Annotated in this window: 17 protein-coding genes and 1 pseudogene; 9 read left to right on the plus strand and 9 right to left on the minus strand. The window is 64.4% G+C overall.

Annotation, left to right across the window (positions count from 1 at the left end; all coding sequences use genetic code 11):
* Nucleotides 1-352: 352 nt before the first annotated feature.
* The 3 genes from NKJ09_RS31730 to NKJ09_RS31740 all read right to left on the minus strand — a co-directional run bounded on the left by NKJ09_RS31730 (nucleotide 353) and on the right by NKJ09_RS31740 (nucleotide 3,554).
* Nucleotides 353-1,945 carry a peptide chain release factor 3 gene (locus NKJ09_RS31730; protein WP_352484942.1) on the minus strand — a complete coding sequence of 531 codons (1,593 nt, stop codon included), beginning with the start codon at nucleotides 1,943-1,945 and terminating at the stop codon, nucleotides 353-355.
* Nucleotides 1,946-2,032: 87 nt separating this feature from the next.
* Complete coding sequence (locus tag NKJ09_RS31735) at nucleotides 2,033-2,959, minus strand: haloalkane dehalogenase (protein WP_352484940.1); 927 nt, start codon at nucleotides 2,957-2,959, stop codon at nucleotides 2,033-2,035.
* Nucleotides 2,960-2,963: 4 nt separating this feature from the next.
* Nucleotides 2,964-3,554, minus strand: a complete 591-nt coding sequence (locus tag NKJ09_RS31740; protein WP_352484939.1) for a TetR/AcrR family transcriptional regulator — start codon at nucleotides 3,552-3,554, stop codon at nucleotides 2,964-2,966.
* 117 nt (nucleotides 3,555-3,671) lie between these two features.
* On the opposite strand from NKJ09_RS31740, the gene NKJ09_RS31745 reads away from it, so the two are divergent.
* Nucleotides 3,672-4,748 (plus strand): NAD(P)/FAD-dependent oxidoreductase, encoded by a 1,077-nt coding sequence (locus NKJ09_RS31745; RefSeq protein WP_352484938.1) that lies wholly within the window; start codon nucleotides 3,672-3,674, stop codon nucleotides 4,746-4,748.
* On the opposite strand, the gene NKJ09_RS31750 is transcribed toward NKJ09_RS31745, so the two are convergent.
* The 3 genes and pseudogenes from NKJ09_RS31750 to NKJ09_RS31760 all read right to left on the minus strand — a co-directional run bounded on the left by NKJ09_RS31750 (nucleotide 4,742) and on the right by NKJ09_RS31760 (nucleotide 7,289).
* Nucleotides 4,742-6,115 (minus strand): amidase, encoded by a 1,374-nt coding sequence (locus NKJ09_RS31750; RefSeq protein WP_023717934.1) that lies wholly within the window; start codon nucleotides 6,113-6,115, stop codon nucleotides 4,742-4,744. The genes NKJ09_RS31745 and NKJ09_RS31750 overlap by 7 nt on opposite strands.
* Before the next feature lie 156 nt (nucleotides 6,116-6,271).
* Nucleotides 6,272-7,068: pseudogene (locus tag NKJ09_RS31755) on the minus strand (class II glutamine amidotransferase).
* A gap of 5 nt (nucleotides 7,069-7,073) precedes the next feature.
* Entirely contained in the window at nucleotides 7,074-7,289 is a 216-nt protein-coding gene (locus NKJ09_RS31760; protein WP_023717932.1) for a DUF6356 family protein, read from the minus strand.
* Nucleotides 7,290-7,404: 115 nt separating this feature from the next.
* Between NKJ09_RS31760 and NKJ09_RS31765 the strand changes: the two genes are divergently transcribed.
* From NKJ09_RS31765 to NKJ09_RS31775, 3 genes are all read left to right on the plus strand, one after another.
* On the plus strand, nucleotides 7,405-7,875 hold the full coding sequence (locus NKJ09_RS31765) for an Lrp/AsnC family transcriptional regulator (protein WP_023717931.1): 471 nt from the start codon (nucleotides 7,405-7,407) through the stop codon (nucleotides 7,873-7,875).
* Between the two features lie 84 nt (nucleotides 7,876-7,959).
* Complete coding sequence (gene dut, locus NKJ09_RS31770; protein ID WP_023717930.1) at nucleotides 7,960-8,445, plus strand: dUTP diphosphatase; 486 nt, start codon at nucleotides 7,960-7,962, stop codon at nucleotides 8,443-8,445.
* A 13-nt stretch (nucleotides 8,446-8,458) separates the two neighbouring features.
* Entirely contained in the window at nucleotides 8,459-9,115 is a 657-nt protein-coding gene (locus NKJ09_RS31775; protein ID WP_352484934.1) for an HAD family hydrolase, read from the plus strand.
* A 31-nt stretch (nucleotides 9,116-9,146) separates the two neighbouring features.
* On the opposite strand, the gene NKJ09_RS31780 is transcribed toward NKJ09_RS31775, so the two are convergent.
* A complete protein-coding gene (locus tag NKJ09_RS31780; protein WP_352496647.1) occupies nucleotides 9,147-9,731 on the minus strand; it encodes a TetR/AcrR family transcriptional regulator in 585 nt (194 codons plus the stop codon).
* Between the two features lie 81 nt (nucleotides 9,732-9,812).
* Here NKJ09_RS31780 and NKJ09_RS31785 point away from each other — a divergent pair, with 81 nt between their 5' ends.
* From NKJ09_RS31785 to NKJ09_RS31800, 4 genes are all read left to right on the plus strand, one after another.
* Nucleotides 9,813-10,223, plus strand: a complete 411-nt coding sequence (locus NKJ09_RS31785) for an SRPBCC family protein (protein WP_352484931.1) — start codon at nucleotides 9,813-9,815, stop codon at nucleotides 10,221-10,223.
* 75 nt (nucleotides 10,224-10,298) lie between these two features.
* The gene (locus NKJ09_RS31790) at nucleotides 10,299-11,153 is read left to right on the plus strand and encodes a hypothetical protein (protein ID WP_352496646.1); all 855 of its coding nucleotides are present in this window, start codon (nucleotides 10,299-10,301) and stop codon (nucleotides 11,151-11,153) included.
* Between the two features lie 77 nt (nucleotides 11,154-11,230).
* Complete coding sequence (locus NKJ09_RS31795; protein WP_352484928.1) at nucleotides 11,231-12,034, plus strand: isocitrate lyase/PEP mutase family protein; 804 nt, start codon at nucleotides 11,231-11,233, stop codon at nucleotides 12,032-12,034.
* Nucleotides 12,035-12,048: 14 nt separating this feature from the next.
* The gene (locus NKJ09_RS31800; RefSeq protein ID WP_352496645.1) at nucleotides 12,049-13,047 is read left to right on the plus strand and encodes a proline racemase family protein; all 999 of its coding nucleotides are present in this window, start codon (nucleotides 12,049-12,051) and stop codon (nucleotides 13,045-13,047) included.
* Here the strand turns inward: NKJ09_RS31800 and NKJ09_RS31805 are convergent.
* Nucleotides 13,044-13,739: a sulfate transporter family protein gene (locus NKJ09_RS31805; protein WP_352496644.1), complete on the minus strand. Its 696-nt coding sequence runs from the start codon at nucleotides 13,737-13,739 to the stop codon at nucleotides 13,044-13,046. The genes NKJ09_RS31800 and NKJ09_RS31805 overlap by 4 nt on opposite strands.
* A 79-nt stretch (nucleotides 13,740-13,818) precedes the next feature.
* Nucleotides 13,819-14,709, minus strand: coding sequence for a DMT family transporter (locus NKJ09_RS31810; RefSeq protein ID WP_502895895.1), 891 nt, complete (start codon nucleotides 14,707-14,709; stop codon nucleotides 13,819-13,821).
* Between the two features lie 218 nt (nucleotides 14,710-14,927).
* Between NKJ09_RS31810 and NKJ09_RS31815 the strand changes: the two genes are divergently transcribed.
* Nucleotides 14,928-15,920 (plus strand): adenosine kinase, encoded by a 993-nt coding sequence (locus NKJ09_RS31815; protein WP_352496642.1) that lies wholly within the window; start codon nucleotides 14,928-14,930, stop codon nucleotides 15,918-15,920.
* Nucleotides 15,921-16,095 lie beyond the last annotated feature (175 nt).

Genomic DNA, 16,095 nt, shown 5'->3' on the forward strand with positions numbered 1-16,095 from the left:
TGGCGCCGCACAGGCTTGCTGCGATCATCATCACGATCAGGTCGCCAAGCCGGTGCGTGGCGTTGGGCGCGCGTGGATCAGGCACCGCGCCAAAGTAGCTCTCGAGGCAGGAAATGGCAGTCGCTCCTTCGCTCAACTGCCTCTCCAAAGAATCCTTTCTCAGCCTAAACTCAACCCCAAAATCGCCATATGCGATTCCCCTGCCCTGTAAGGGGAGAAGGTGGATCGGCGCAAGGCGCCGAGACGGTTGAGGGGTGTTGGACGGAATGAGACGTTGGTGTTTCCTGGAACACCCCTCATCCGTCGCCTTCGGCGACACCTTCTCCCGCAAGGGGAGAAGGAAAGCGCCGCATCAAGCCGCTCTGTCGCGGACCTGGTAATCCTTCACCGCCGCGAAGCGGATCGCCTTCCAGCGTTCGGCTTCGTAGTTTAGCGAGAAGGCGTGCTGGGCGAGGAACACTGGATCATTGTCGAGGTCGCGGGCGATGTCGCCGCGATGCGCTTCGATGAAGCGCTGGAGTTCGGCCCTGTCGTCGGCCGATATCCAGCGGCAGACGGAAAAGCGCGACATCTCGAAATCGACCGGCAGCGTGTATTCGAAGTTCAGCCGCTCCTTTAGCACGTCGAGCTGCAGGGCGCCGACGACACCGACGATGGCCGGCGAGCCGTCCTCCGGCGAGAACAATTGCACGACGCCTTCCTCGGCCATCTGATGCAGCGCCTCCTTGAGTTTCTTGGCTTTCATCGCGTCGCCGAGGCGAACGCGGCGCAGGATTTCAGGCGCGAAATTCGGCACGCCGCGAAACAGGATCTCCTCGCCCTCGGTCAGCGTGTCGCCGATGCGCAGCGTGCCGTGGTTGGGGATGCCGACGACATCGCCGGCAAACGCCTCGTCGGCGGTGACGCGGGTGCGGGCGAAGAAGAATTGCGGCGCCGACAGGCTCATCGGCTTGCCCGTGCGCACCAGCTTGGCCTTCATGCCGCGCTCGAGCTTGCCGGAGCAGACCCGGACGAAGGCGATGCGGTCGCGGTGGTTGGGGTCCATATTGGCCTGGATCTTGAAGACGAAGGACGTCATCTTGTCCTCGGTCGCCTCGACCTTGCGGCTGTCGGCCTCCTGCGCACGCGGCGGCGGCCCATAGGCGCCGAGCGCCTCGATCAGGTCGCGCACGCCGTAATTGCGCAGCGCCGAGCCGAAATAGACCGGCGTCAGATGGCCCTCGCGGAAGGCATCGAGGTCGAGCGGGCGGCAGGCTTCGCGCGCCAGCTCCAGCTCTTCGATGAAAGCCTCGCGCTCGTTCTCCGGCAGCAGGCCGGCAACGCGGTTGGAATCGGGGCCGTGGACCGGCGTGCGCTCCTTTTCGGCGTCGCCCTTGCGCACCGCGTTCAGCGCCAGATGGTAGGTGCCGGAAAAGGTCTTGCCGCGGCCGATCGGCCAGGTGATCGGTGCTGTGTCCAGCGCCAACTTCTGCTCGATCTCGTCGAGGATATCGAACGGGTCGCGGCTTTCGCGGTCCATCTTGTTGACGAAGGTGATGATCGGGATGTCGCGCAGCCGACAGACCTCGAACAGTTTCAGCGTGCGCGGCTCGATGCCCTTGGCGGCGTCGATGACCATGACCGCACTGTCGACCGCCGACAGCGTGCGATAGGTGTCGTCGGCGAAATCCTCGTGGCCTGGCGTGTCGAGCAGGTTGAAGACAGTGTCCTCATATTCGAACGTCATCACCGAGGTGACCACCGAAATGCCGCGCTCGCGCTCGATCTTCATCCAGTCGGAGCGGGTCTGGATACGGTCCTTCTTGGCCTTGACCTCGCCGGCAAGCTGGATCGCGCCGCCGAACAAAAGCAACTTTTCGGTGAGCGTGGTCTTGCCGGCGTCGGGGTGCGCGATGATCGCGAAAGTGCGGCGGCGCGATACCGCTTCTGTAATCATTTCGGACATTTTTCAGGATTTCCGTGTGAGGCCGGGCTTCTAGCAGCGGAGTGCAGAGCTGTCGACCTCTCCGGCGGCAGTGGCCATGCTCCGGCGTCAGGCCGGTTCGGTCGCACGGCTCTCAGTGGCTATCTCGGGAATCCACTCGGCAATTGCGGTGCCGATCTTGTCGGCATGGTCCTCCTGCAGATAATGCGCGCCGGGTCCGAGATCGATCAGGCGGCAATTCTTCAGCCCAGCCGCGAATTCCCGGGCCGCCTGCGGCGAGACGAGGGCGCCGGGATCGCCTGAGAAAAGCAGCTTCGGGTAGGAGGAAGCCCGGAGCGCCCAATGGTCGTGCTCACTGATGGCGGTGACATCGGCAGGCTGGCCTTCGATCGGCAGGTCGCGCGGCAGCCGCAGGACCGGCTTGCGCGATTGCGGTGTCGGGAAGGGCGCCCGGTAGGCGGCCATTTCCTCATCGCTCATCGTGCGCAGCACAGCGGCCGGCAGCACCCTTTCGACGAAGACGTTGTCTTCCAAGACAAGCTTCTCACCGACGCCAGGCGTGCGCATTGCCTTGAACAATTCGCGCGCCTGCGGACGCTGGTGGAAATCGTCCCAGCTCTCGAAGGGGCGGATGAATTCCATGAAGGCGAGTCCGAGGATCCGCTGCGGCCGCCGGGCCGCGAGATGGAAGGCGAGTGCGGTGCCCCAGTCCTGCGCGACGACCACCATGTCGGCGACGCCAAGCGCCTCAAGGAAAGCATCGAGATACCGGACGTGGTCGAAGAAGCGATAGTCGATGTCCGGCTTGCCGGACTGGCCATAGCCGATCAGGTCGGGTGCGATGCAGCGGCCGAACGGCGCCACATGCGGGATGATGTCGCGCCAGACGTAGGATGACGTCGGGTTGCCGTGCAGGAAGATTACCGTCGGGCCAGCCGTGCCTGCCTCGACATAGGAGATGGTGGAATCGAGTACCGCGACTTGCGAGCGCGGCAACATTGTGCGGGATTGCTGCTTTTCGAGTTTCGGGTTCATCGGATCAGCTCCTTTTTGCGAAGACTGTTTTGAAGACGATATTCTTGAAACGCTCGAGCGGCTCGGGACTGCGCTCCACCTTCATGCGCAGCATCGCGCCTTGCCAGGAACTCAAAAGGAAATCGGCGAGATCCTCGGCATCGAACGCGTCGGTGATATCGCCGGCCGCCTGGCCTTCGGCGATGCATTCGGCAAAGGGCTTACGCCAGCGTTCGAAAATGGCGACGAGTTGTAGCCTCAGCGCCTCACTGTGAGCCGCCGTCTCGAGGCTGAGATTGCCGATCATGCAGCCCCGTGCCCAATCATGCGCCTCCAGCTTCGACGTGATGATTTCGAGATAGCGGCGCAAGCGCCCGACCGGGGGCGTGCCGTCTCGGGCGAGGGCCTGCTCCACCAAGCCGCTCACATAGGCGAAATAGCGGTCCAGCACCTCGCCGGTGAACGCCTCCTTGGAGGCAAAATGATTGGTGAAGGACCCCGGGCGGGCATCGGCCGCGGCGACGATGTCGCGTACGCCGGCGGACGAATAGCCGGAATTCCAGATGGTTTTGAAACCGGCGTCGAGAAGTTTTTCGCGAAGTGAATGTCTGGCCATATCGATACAATACGTACGTACGTATTAAAGTCAAGAAGCATATTTGATACCGCGCGCTCTTGGCAGAACCCACGGGCAATGGCATCGCGGTGGTGGCGTTGGAACGAGGAGTGAAGCATGACAGAGGCGAAAGAAGTGATTGTCACCGGCGCCGGCATCATGGGCGCCTCCATCGCTTGGCACCTGACCAAGGCCGGAGCAAAGGTGACGGTCATTGCCGGCAGCGGCGCCGGCGGCGTCGCGACGCCGAATTCCTTTGCCTGGATCAATGCCAGCTGGGGCAATCCGGAGCCCTATTTCCGGCTGCGCATTCGGTCGATGGCCGAATGGACGCGACTGGCGAACGAGGTGCCCGGCATCCCGTTGCAATGGTGCGGCGGCCTGTGCTGGGACCTGCCACGTCCCGAACTTGAGGCCTATGCGGCCGAGCACTCCGCCTGGGGCTACGGCATCGAGCGTGTCGACCGTGCCGGAGCTGCGCGCATCGAGCCCAATCTGACCGAACTTCCCGATTTCGCCCTTTATGTCGCCGAGGAAGGTGTCGCCGAGCCGGTCGCCGCCACGCAAGCACTGCTGGCCGACGTCGAACGGCGCGGCGCGCGGCTGCTGACAGGAGTTACCGCGACCGCGCTTGTGCGGGCCAACGGCCAGGTCTCCGGTGTCGACACATCCGCCGGGCGGATTGTTGCCGACGAGGTGGTGATCGCGGCCGGAGCCGGCTCTCCGGCACTAGCGGCAACAGCCGGGATAGAACTGCCGATCGGGACACCGCCCGGCCTGATCGTGCATTCGCGCCCCTACCAAAAGCTGCTCAACGGCCTGGTGATCGGCGACCGACTGCATATGCGCCAGACCGCGGAAGGCCGCATCATCGCCGGCTCGGATTTCGGCGGCGCCGATCCCGGCATGGATGCCGCGGCGACCGCCCGCGACCTGTTTGCGGCGATGAAGGCCATGCTGCGCGGCGCAGATGGGCTGGAACTCGATTTCCACACCATTGGCTACCGGCCGACGCCGGTCGACGGCTTTCCGATCATCGGCCGCGCCGAAGGCGGGGGCGGCGTCTACGTCGCCGTTATGCATTCCGGCATCACGCTGGCACCGGCCGTCGGCCTGTTCGCCGCCCGCGAGATCCTCGACGGCGATCGCGATCCGCTGCTTGATCCCTACGGGCTGGCGCGGTTTACTCAATAACCGGGCGGGCGGCGAAAGCCGCCGGCCAGCGGCTCGATTGCCCTGGCGATCCCGAGCAGGCGCGACTCCGACCAGCGTTTGCCAACAAGCTGTAGTCCGATGGGCAGGCCATTGCTGTCCTGTCCGCGGGGCAGCGACAGTGCGGGATGGCCGCTGTAGTTGAACACCGCGCCATAGGCCGGCAGCATCCAGTAGCTTTGCTCGCTATCGTCGACCTCGATCGGCGTTCCCGGCTCGCAATGCGGGAAGGCGGTGACCATTGCGACCGGGCACAGCAAGGCGTCGCAACCGTCGAAGAACCGATCCCACGCCAGGATGGAGCGGTCGCGGCGGGCGAGCGCCTCGAACCAGCGCGAGACCGGCGTCGGCTTCTCCGGTGGTTCGGGCTGCGCCGCCTCCAGCATCATGCCGATCAGGACGCCGCCCTGCTCCAGGTCGTCGTGCAGGTCGAGCTCCGGCAATTTGGCTTCCTCGACGATGGCGCCCGCGGCCTGAAGCTCTTTTGCCAGACTTTCGACCACCGCGCTGATCTCGCCGACCACCGGAAAGCCCGGAAAGGACGGCGCGATGGCGATGCGCAAATTCCTGAGATCCAACTCCGGCATGCTTTCGACCGGTACCGGCGCAAGGTCGGTGTCGCTTCCATCCGGCCCGGCAATGAGGCGGTAGATCAGTACCAGGTCTTCGACGCTGCGCGCCATCGGTCCGAGGCAGGAGATCCGCCGGACGCTGCGCGGCGCGCCGCCTGGATCGGGGAAGGCGCCGGCGAGCGAGACGCGGTGCTCGGTCGGCTTGAGGCCGTAGACGCCGCAAAAGGCAGCGGGCAGCCGGATCGAATCCTGCATGTCGGTGCCGACCTCGAACGGCGTCATTCCAGCGCTGAGCGCCGCCGCCGCACCGCCACTGGAGCCGCCGGCGGTGCGCTGGAGGTCCCAAGGATTGCCGGTACGGCCGAACAGCGGATTGCTCGACTGCCAGTCACTAAGCATTGTCGCCACGTTCGTCTTGCCCACCAATATGCCGCCTGCCGCCTTCAGCCGTGCAACGACTGGACTGTCTGCCCTCGCGGCATAGTCGGCGAAGGCCGGGAAGCCGACAGTGGTTCTCATGCCCGCGGTTTCGTGCGTGTCCTTCAGTGTGAACGGCACGCCGTGCAGCGGCCCAAGGGCTTCGCCGCGCGCCTGCGCTTCGTCGGCCTTGCCGGCGCGCTGCCGCGCACCTTCCCGATCGAGGGTTACGACGGCATTGACCGCCTCATTGTGCCTGTCGATCTGCGCCAGATGCGCGTCCAGCGCTTCCACAGCGGAAATCTTGCGGTCACGAATGGCGGCAACCAATTCTGTGGCGGAGGAAAAGGCGAGGTCCATGACCAATACTCCGGCTTGCCAGCGGCGCCAGCCTCACCAAATGGCGGGCAACGGCGCGTCTTCAAGCCGAGTTCAGCATTCGAGGACAGGCGGTGCTTGATCGGAATTGCGCTGCCTGTTGCAATCGACGCTGTCCTGCGACGCGTAGCGAGGAATCTACACGGCCAGCGCCAGCTTTGCCGCGGCGGGCACAAACGGACGAATGCTCATGCCGTCTCTGCCGATGGTGACGAAGCTCGAGGGCGGAATCGCCTGCCAGTCGCTGCCGTCGCGGTCGAAGGGTTCCGACACGACGCAACGGCCTCCGCCATTGCGGAAGGCGGACGTGTAGAGCGTCGGCGCGTGGCCGTCGCTCGTATAGCGCACCGCGTAAAGCGATTGTCCGTCGGAAAAAGCCGCCGTCAATTTCAGCGCCGGCTCGAAGCCGCCGCGGCGCGAGGCGTCGATGACGCGGCTGGTGGCGCGCGATACGGCGCCCTGCGGATCACCTGCCAGGTCCTCTTCGGTCATCATCAGAAAGAACAGTTCCGAATCCGTGGCGCCCTCACGCTGGTCGAAGGCGGCGTCGGAGAGCGAATTCTCCAGCGCGCGACGGATCTTTTCGAAGCCGCCGATCTGGCCATTGTGCATGAACGACCAGCGGCCCGAAATGAACGGATGACAGTTCATGCGGCTGGTGGCGCCACCGGTCGAAGCACGGACATGGGCGAGGAACAGGCCTGACTTGATCTGCCGGCACAGGCTTTTCAGATTGGGGTCCGACCAGGCCGGCAGGATGTCGCGATAGAGGCCGGGCTCCGGTCGGTCGCCATACCAGGCCAAGCCAAAACCATCGCCATTGGTCGGCGATTTGGCTTCCTGGGCGCAGTGGCTCTGGGCGATCAGCGAGTGGGCGCCGTGACGATGTCTTCGAGAAAGACGGCTTCGCCGAGATAGGCGGCCCACCGGCACATAGCGCCTAACGTCCCCTGTTATGCGTCCGCTCGTAGAGCTCACGGATGATGCCGCTTGCCGTGGTCTCGAACAGAAACGGCAAGAAAGCATGAATGAGCGCGGCAAAAGCCGCCATGAACAATCGCGACGAGAACCATGCGGCGAAAGCCATATGGCCGAAATAACTCTCGCCGACCGCAGCCGGGTGAGAGGTGAAAAGTCTTGCGAGCCGTGCGGTCATGTCGGTCCCTCCTGCCAGCATGAAGAGCCGACGATGAATATCCTGGCATGGGTGTTCGGTTCATCGGTCCCAAATTGTCCTTGTGAAAGGCTGAATTTTGGGACAAACATCCCACATGACGCCGGAAATCGACGAAATAGACCGGAGATTGCTGGCCGAGCTGCAGCGCGACGGCACGCTGTCCGTCGACCAGCTCTCGGCAAGAATATCGCTGTCGCGCAATGCCTGCTGGCGCCGGGTCAAGCGGCTGGAGGAAGACGGCGTCATCACCGGCCGCGTGGCGCTGGTCGACGCCGACAAGCTCGGGCTCGGCCTTTCCGTGTTCATCCTGATCCGCACCTCGAATCACGATCCCGACTGGCTGCAAAAATTCCGGGCGGCGGTGACCGGCTTTGCCGAGATCACCGGCGCCTACCGCATGTCCGGCGATCTCGACTATGTCTTGCGCGCCCGTGTCGCCGACGTCAAAGCCTATGACCGGCTCTATCAGCGGTTGATCGCCAAGGTGGCGTTGTCGGACGTTTCGGCCTCGTTCGTCATGGAAGAGATCAAGGAGACCACGATCGTTCCGATGGAACTGCGCTGAGGCGGAACTGCGCTGAAAGAAAGCCGTTGATAGCATTGTCGCCGAGTTGACTGGACCGGCGTTCGCGACGATAGGATCAGCCTTATGCGCGCAGCACTTTATCCCACCTCCGTCATCGGTCCGGCTGTCGGCTTCGTCAGGCTGCCGCATGGCGAGGGATTGCCGCTTCCCGCCTATGAGAGCTCGGGCGCCGCCGGCATGGACCTGCGCGCCGCCGTCCCGGACGACAGGCCGCTCTTAATCCTGCCGGGAAAGCGCGCGCTGGTGCCGACCGGCCTGGTCCTGGAAATTCCCGAGGGCGTCGAAGGCCAGGTCCGGCCGCGTTCGGGCCTCGCCTTCAAGCATGGGCTCACCTGCCTCAACACGCCCGGCACCATCGACAGCGACTATCGCGGCGAGGTCAAGGTGCTGCTGATCAATCTCGGCGACGAGGATTTCGCGGTAACGCGCGGCATGCGGATTGCCCAGATCGTCTTCGCCCCGGTGACGCAGGCGACCGTCGAGGAGCGCACATTGGCCGGCGGCACAACGCGCGGCTCCGGTGGCTTCGGATCGACCGGCACGGCCTGATGAGCGCGGCGAAATGAAGATCCCCAAGCTCGTCATCTTCGATTGCGACGGGGTTCTGGTCGACACCGAGAACCTGGCCAACCGGCGCCTCGCCGAATGGTTGAGCGCGGCAGGCTTTCCGGCCAGCTTCGAATATTGCCGCAAGAATTTCTCCGGCCGCAGCATGGTCTCGGTGCAGAAGGAAGTCGAGGCGACCGGCGTCAGCCTCGGCGCCGATTTTGTCGAGCGCTGGAACGCCGGCCTGCCGGACCTGTTCGCGCATGGCGTCGAGGCCATCCCCTACGTTCGCGAGTTCATCGAAACCGTGCACGCCGCCGGCATCGCCACCTGCGTCGCCTCGTCGGCACGGGTATCGAAAATGCACATCACACTCGGTCAGACCGGGCTGCTGCCGCTGTTCGAGCATGCGCTGTTCAGCTCGACCATGGTCTCGCGTGGCAAGCCGTTCCCCGACCTCTTCCTGCATGCGGCAGCGACGATGGGCTTCGCGCCCGCCGATTGCATCGTCATCGAGGACAGCGTCGCCGGGACGGCAGCCGGCATCGCCGCCGGCATGCGCGTCTATTCCTATCACGGCGACCCGCTTTCCGACCGCGACGGACTGAGCGAAGCCGGCGGCATCCTGTTCGACGACATGCGTGAACTGGCCGGGCTGGTGCCGATCCACTAATCGCCTTTGCGCAGGCTGTACGCGCTCGATCTCAGACCGGGCGTGACGCTCCAAGTACTCGGTCGACCGTGTCGCGTATGAGACTGCGCAGATTGGCCGGCCTGTCGAGATGACTGACGACAAGGAGGCCGTCGGCCGCCGCCGTTAGCGCGTCCGCAGTGCGGTCCGGATCGCGATTTGCGTCCGCGATCAGCAGATCCCTTAGGATGCCCCACTTCCAGTGACGATGCTTATCGATCGCCTGGCGAACCGGGCTGCTGGGATCGGGGTATTCGGCAGCGGCGTTCTGGAAGGGGCAGCCGCGGTAGCCCGGCTGATCCGCCGCGTCGGCGATGAGATCGAATATGGCAAGGATCATCTGGCGAGGCGGCCGCCGGTCAAGCTTCGCGATCGCCGCCCGTCCCCCCTTGCTGAGCTCCTCGATGTAAGCGCGGACGAGATCGTCCTTGGCCGCGAAGTGATGATAGAACGTCGCCTTGGCAACGCCGGCCTCGGCGATGATGCGGTCGATGCCGACTGCGCGCACCCCCTCCAGAGAAAACAGCGCGGTCGCCGTATCGAGGATACGACGGCGCGCAAGACTTTCTGGACGATCGTTGATTCGGGCTGCGGACATGCCTTGACTATATAGCAGACAGGTCTGTATACATCCATATGTAGACAGACAGGTCTACCCACCAGCGGAGGAAAAGTGAACATGGCTTCGATAGTCAGGGAAATCATCGTAGATGCTCCACCGGAAAGCGTATGGGCGACGGTCGGCGACTTCGCCGGCGGCGCCCAACGGATAGCCCCAGGCGTTTTCGTCGACTGCCGGGTGGAGGAGGGCGACGTGCGGGCCCTTATGTTCGCCGACGGCAAGATTGTGCGAGAGCGGCTCATCGCTCGCGACGAGCAGAGCCGGCGGATCGTGTGGGGATGGCTCGGCGACGAGGTCACCCACGATAACACTTCCATGCAGGTCTTTGCCGAGGGCGAGGGCCGGAGCCGCCTGGTCTGGATCCATGACACTCTGCCCGACGAACTCGGCGCGTGGCTCGCAGCCGCCATGGATCACCTGGTGCCGGTTTTCCAGCAGACCCTGGCGAGCCAAGCCAAGCCAACATAGTGAGGCAACGCCAGGTGTTTCCCCTTGGCCGCAAAATGCTCTAGCTTGCGCGCGCCCGACATAACGAGCGCGCGCATGACCTTCTCCCTGCTTCGTTTCATCTTTGCCTGCCTGCTGCTGCCTTGTCTTTGGACGGGCAGAGCGGAGGCCGTCAGCTTCCCGGAGCTCGGCAGCGCCGTCTCCGGCCACGGCGATGTCACCTATCTCGATCTCGCCAGGATGGTCATTCCCGATCTGGCCGCGGACAAGGACGGCTTTTTCCGGGGTTCGATGCCGATCGAGATGCGCCACATCGCTGGTCCGGACTACGACGGCTCGCCGCCGGCGACGTCGGGTCTTTCCAACGCCGGCGTGCTCGGCATCAAGGCCGGCGGCAAGGAGCGGCTGACCATGCTGTTCGACCTCGGCGACTCGCCTGACAGTGCCGAGGGCTATGCGGTGCTGGCACTCTACGACATCACCGGCAAGCCGGCCCTGCTCGACGCGGTCAATGTCGCTGTCGACCGCATCACCTATCTTCGCGATCCGGGCAAGCTGCCGATCGGGCCTGGTGACGACGCCATCATCAGCATGAGCACGCATTTCAATTCGAGTCAGGGCTATGGGATCACGCCGCTGATCATGGTCCGCAGCGACAGGTTCGAGCTGATCGACATGATCTATACGTTCGACGAAAACCTCTGCACCAACCGAAGGACGCAGAATGCGGCGTTCCAGGCGATTGCTGACGGCCAGCCCTATGCAGCCATCAAGGTTACGGTGACCGACGCGACGGTACCGGGCGAAGAAAGCTGCGACGGCCAGCAGCCGCCAGCGGCGTCTTCGCGCAACATTTCCGTCACCTATCATTGGGACAAAAACGCTTCGCACTACGTCAAGGATTCCGACGCGCTGGACCGATTGGCAGAAGAGAACGCCAAACGCTTCTGAGCCAACCGCATTTGTTTGCCCGGCGCGTTCCGCCGGGCTAGAATTTGCCTCACATTCTGCACTGGAGGGGAGCATCCATGGATAAGGGCAAGATTTTTCGCGACCTGCATGCCTCGATCTTCGTCATGGCCAATTCCTGGGACGTCGGCACGACCAAGCTTTTGGCCTCGTTCGGCTTCAAGGCGCTGGCGACGACCAGCGCCGGTTTTGCCTTTTCGCGCGGCCTGCCCGATGGCGCGGTGACGTTCGAGGCGATGATCCACCATTGCCGTGAAGTGTCGGCGGCGACCGGGCTGCCGGTTTCGGCGGATCTCGAAAAGGGCAAGGGCGACAGCGCGACAAGTGCCGGCGAGACGATCTTCGCCGCCGAGGCGGCTGGCCTCGCCGGCTGCTCGATCGAGGACCATACCGGCGAGCCCGACAAGCCGATCTATGATTTTTCGCATGCGGTCGAGCGCGTCGCGGCGGCGGCGGAAGCGGCACGGGCGCTGAAACGCGATTTCGTCTTCACCGCGCGGGCCGAGAATTTCCTGTGGGGCAAGCCCGACCTCGACGATACGATCAAGCGGCTGCAGGCGTTCGAGAAAGCCGGCGCCGACGTGCTCTATGCACCAGGGCTGAGCGACATCGAGACGGTGCGGACCGTCTGCTCGGCGCTGACCAGGCCGGTCAACGTCATGGCCAGGCCTGGCTTCACCATCGCCGACCTGGCCATGGCGGGGGTAAAGCGCGTCTCGCTCGGCCCATGGCTCACCAATTTCGCCTTCGGCATGCTGGAGACCGCGGCGCGCGAGATCCAGCAGGACGGCACGTTCGGCTTCACCCGCGCCGCCATGCCGTTCGGCAAGCTGCAGGCGCTGTTTGCCAAATCTTCAGCCTAGGTAGGCCCCGGCGAATGACGCTCACCGTCGTCGACATGCACACCGGCGGCGAGCCACTGCGGATCGTCACCGGCGGCTACCCCGACATTCCCAAGGGCACGATTCTCGAAAGGCGTGCCTATGTGCGCGACCATCTCGATCATCTCAGAAAGATCCTGATGTTCGAGCCGCGCGGCCATTACGACATGTATGGCGCGCTGCTGGTGGAGCCTGACCTGCCGGGCGCCGACCTCGCGGTGCTGTTCATGCACAATGAGGGCTATTCGACGATGTGCGGCCACGCCATCGTCGCGCTCGGCCGCTATGCCGTCGACGAGCGGCTGGTGGCGCCACGCGAGCCGCTGACGACGGTCAACATCGAGGCGCCATGCGGGCTGATTTCGGCTGCGGTCGAGGTAAGGGATGGCAAGGCCGGTGCGGTGTCATTCGAAAGCGTGCCGGCGTTTCTGTTTGCCCGCGACCAGCGGATCGAGCTGCCGGGCTACGGCGCAGTCGGCTTCGACATCGCCTATGGCGGCGCCTTCTATGCGCTGGCCGACTGCCGCCAGTTCGGGCTGGAATTCGGCAGGAACCGGGTGCGCGATTTCGTCGATGCAGCGACGGCGCTGACCAATAAGCTCAAGGCCGAATTGCCGCTGTCGCATCCCGACCATGCCGATCTCGCCTTTCTCTACGGCACCATCCTGACCGACGGACAGGATGCGATCTCCGATACGCCGACCAAAAACATCTGCGTTTTCGCCGAAGCCGAGGTCGACCGTTCGCCGACCGGCTCGGGCGTCACCGCGCGGCTGGCGGCCATGCACGCCAAGGGCCAGATCGAGATTGGCCGGACACGGCTGTTCGAGAGCATCGCCGGCTCGCGCTTTTCCGGCGCGGTCGTACGCACGGCCAAAGCCGGGCCGCATGACGCCATCATCGCCCGCGTCGGCGGCCGCGCTTACTACTCAGGGCGGGCCGAATTCATTGTCGAGGACGACGACGAACTGGGGCGCGGCTTTCTGCTGCGCTAAGCATCATCCCGCGCCGAGATCGCCTTGTGCAGGTGCACCATCAAGGCGGCGGCGAACAGCGGCGTCAGAAGGTTGAGCAGCGGCACGGCGAGGAAGGCGGCGACAACCAGCCCGGCCAGGAACACGGTGACCGCGTGCTTCCTGCGCAGCGCCTTGGCCTCGGCCTCCGGGCGAAAGCGCATGGCGGCGAACTCGAAGAACTCGCGCCCGAGCAGATAACCGTTGACGACGAAGAAGGCGGCGATATTGATGCCTGGCACCAGCAGAAGCAGCAGGGCGACGATGTTGCCGAGGATGACGACGCCGAAGAACCTGATCGCCAGCACCAGCGAGCGCAGCGCCGGCACTGCGCGGCCGGGCGGATCGTTGGGATAGTCGGTGCGCTCGACGACTTCGGCGACGTCGTCGAGGAACAGGCCGGCGATGATCGCCGTCACCGGCGCGATGAGCAGCGCCAAGCCCAGCGCAAGGCCGATGCCGGCGACGACGGCGCCCAGCCATCCGGCCCAGGAGGGCAGGCTGGGCAGCCATGCATCGATCCATGGCCAGGCCAGCCAGTCGAACAGGCCCTTGATCCCGAACCAAAGTGCCGCCAGCGCCAGCAAGGTCAGCCCCAGCGTCTTCACGAACACGGAACGGAATTCGGGCGAGAACAGCCGGCTCAAGGCGGCGCGGGCGGCGTCGAGGATCACGGCGTTTCCAATTCCATGTCAAACGTGCTCGTGGCTGAGATCTCCGGAATAGGCGGCGACAGCGCAGGCCGCAAGTGCCCTAGCGCGCGACCTTCGCCTGGGGAATGGTCATCGCCGCCACGCCGACGACGACCAGGGCCATTCCCCACCACGCGCTCGGACCAAGGCTTTCGCCAAGGAACACGGCTCCGATAGCAACGCCGATCGGCACCCGCAGATAGGCTTGCGAGGTGGTGCCGACGGAGCCCAGCGTGTGGAGGAGACGGAAATAGATGCAAAAGGCCAGCGCGGTTGAAAACACCGAAAGCCCGAGCAGCGCAAGGATCGAAGCTGTCGACGGCGCCAAGGTCCATGGCTGGTCGAACGCAAGGCTCAAGGGGATCAGCATCGCGGCGCCGCAGAGCATCGAACCGGCGGCCGGCACCATCGGGTCGAGCCCCCTGAAGCCGCGGCCGAAAACGGCCGCGCCGGCATAGCAGATCGTCGCCGCGATCACGGCAAGTTGCGGTAACAATTGCTGTCCGAGGCCGCCAAGCGCCGGGGCGCCGACAACGAGGCATATTCCGGCTATTCCCGCCGCGACGCCAAACAGCTTGCGCATGGTCGACGGTTCGTGGCGGGTGATGAGGGCGGTCAGCAAGAAGGTAAAGATCGGCGAGGTCGCATTCAGGATCGTGGCCAGCCCGGCATCCAGCGAGCGCTCGGCCCAAGCGATCAGCGTGAACGGCACGACGCTGTTGAGGCATGCCTGGAATGCAAACCGGCGCCAGCTTGTGGCATCACCCGGCAAGGTCAGCCCGCGCCAGCGGATCAGGGCAAGCAGGATGCCACCCGCGATCAGGGTTCGCGCGGCGATCAGCGTCACCGGCGGGATCGTCGCAACGCCGATCTTGATGAAGCTGTAGGATGCACCCCAGAGCACTGCCAACACGACGAGCAGCACCAGCTCGATCCTCGTGTCGGTTTTCATAGACATGGCCGGCGGGGACCTCTGGGCATCGCTCATCTCAGCCATGCTTGTAAGCCAGGCACGCGAGAAATGCTTCGGCCGCCATCCAACGATGGTGGCTATGCTGACATTCGTCGGATCGCCGCATTGTCGACTAGGCAAAGCCGCATCAAACCGCTAGACCCGCCCGCGCCCGGCATGGCAGAAAGCCGGTGGGTTTTTGGCGGAGACATGAATTGATGCCGGACTATGACGTGCTTTGTATCGGAAATGCCATCGTCGACATCATCGCCCAGTGCGATGAGGCGTTCCTGGAGACCAACGGCATCATCAAGGGCGCGATGAATTTGATCGACACGAGGCGCGCCGAACTGCTCTACAGCCGCATGGGCCCGGCCATTGAAGCCTCGGGCGGCAGCGCCGGCAACACGGCGGCGGGCGTCGCCTCCTTCGGCGGTCGCGCCGCTTTCTTCGGCAAGGTCTCCAACGACGCGCTCGGCAAAATCTACGCGCATGACATGCATGCCCAGGGCGTCGCCTTCGACACAAAACCGCTCGATGGCGAACCGCCGACGGCGCGCTCGATGATCTTCGTCACGCCGGACGGCGAGCGCTCGATGAACACCTATCTCGGCGCCTGCGTCGAGCTCGGCCCGGAGGATGTTGAGGCCGACAAGGCGTCGGGCGCCGCCGTCACCTATTTCGAGGGCTATCTGTGGGACCCGCCGCGCGCCAAGGAAGCGTTCCGGCAGACGGCGAAGTTCGCCCATGCCGCCGGGCGCGAAGTATCGATGACATTGTCGGACTCGTTCTGCGTCGACCGTTACCGCGACGAATTCCTCGACCTGATGCGCTCCGGCACCGTGGATATCGTCTTTGCCAACAGCCACGAGATCAAGTCGCTCTACCAGACCGCGTCCTTCGACGAGGCGCTGGCGCACATCCGCAGGGACTGCAAGATCGCCATTGTCACCCGTTCGGAAAAGGGCTCGGTCATCGTGCGCCGCGACGAGACCGTCACCATCGAGGCGACCGGGATTCGCGAGCTGGTCGACACGACAGGCGCCGGCGACCTCTACGCCGCCGGCTTCCTCTACGGCTACACGCAAGGCCGCGGCCTGAAGCAGTGCGGTGATCTCGGCTCGCTGGCCGCCGGGCTGGTCATCCAGCAGATCGGCCCAAGGCCACGCCAGAATCTGCGCCGCGAGGCCGAGCAGGCGGGGCTGCTGTAGCGACACCTCTTTCCTTCTCCCCTTGTGGGCCTGTTGCGTAATTCGCTGATTGTGATTCTCTGAGGTGGACGCTCTGAGGGAATCGCGATGGCAGTGAAGCAGACGGGCCAGTTGAGCTTGGCGGAGGCTTTTCTAGGCACCAAGCTTGTGGGCGGCACTTCGCCGCTCGACCGAT

This window comes from Mesorhizobium sp. M0189, from assembly GCF_040322135.1.
GTDB lineage: Bacteria > Pseudomonadota > Alphaproteobacteria > Rhizobiales > Rhizobiaceae > Mesorhizobium.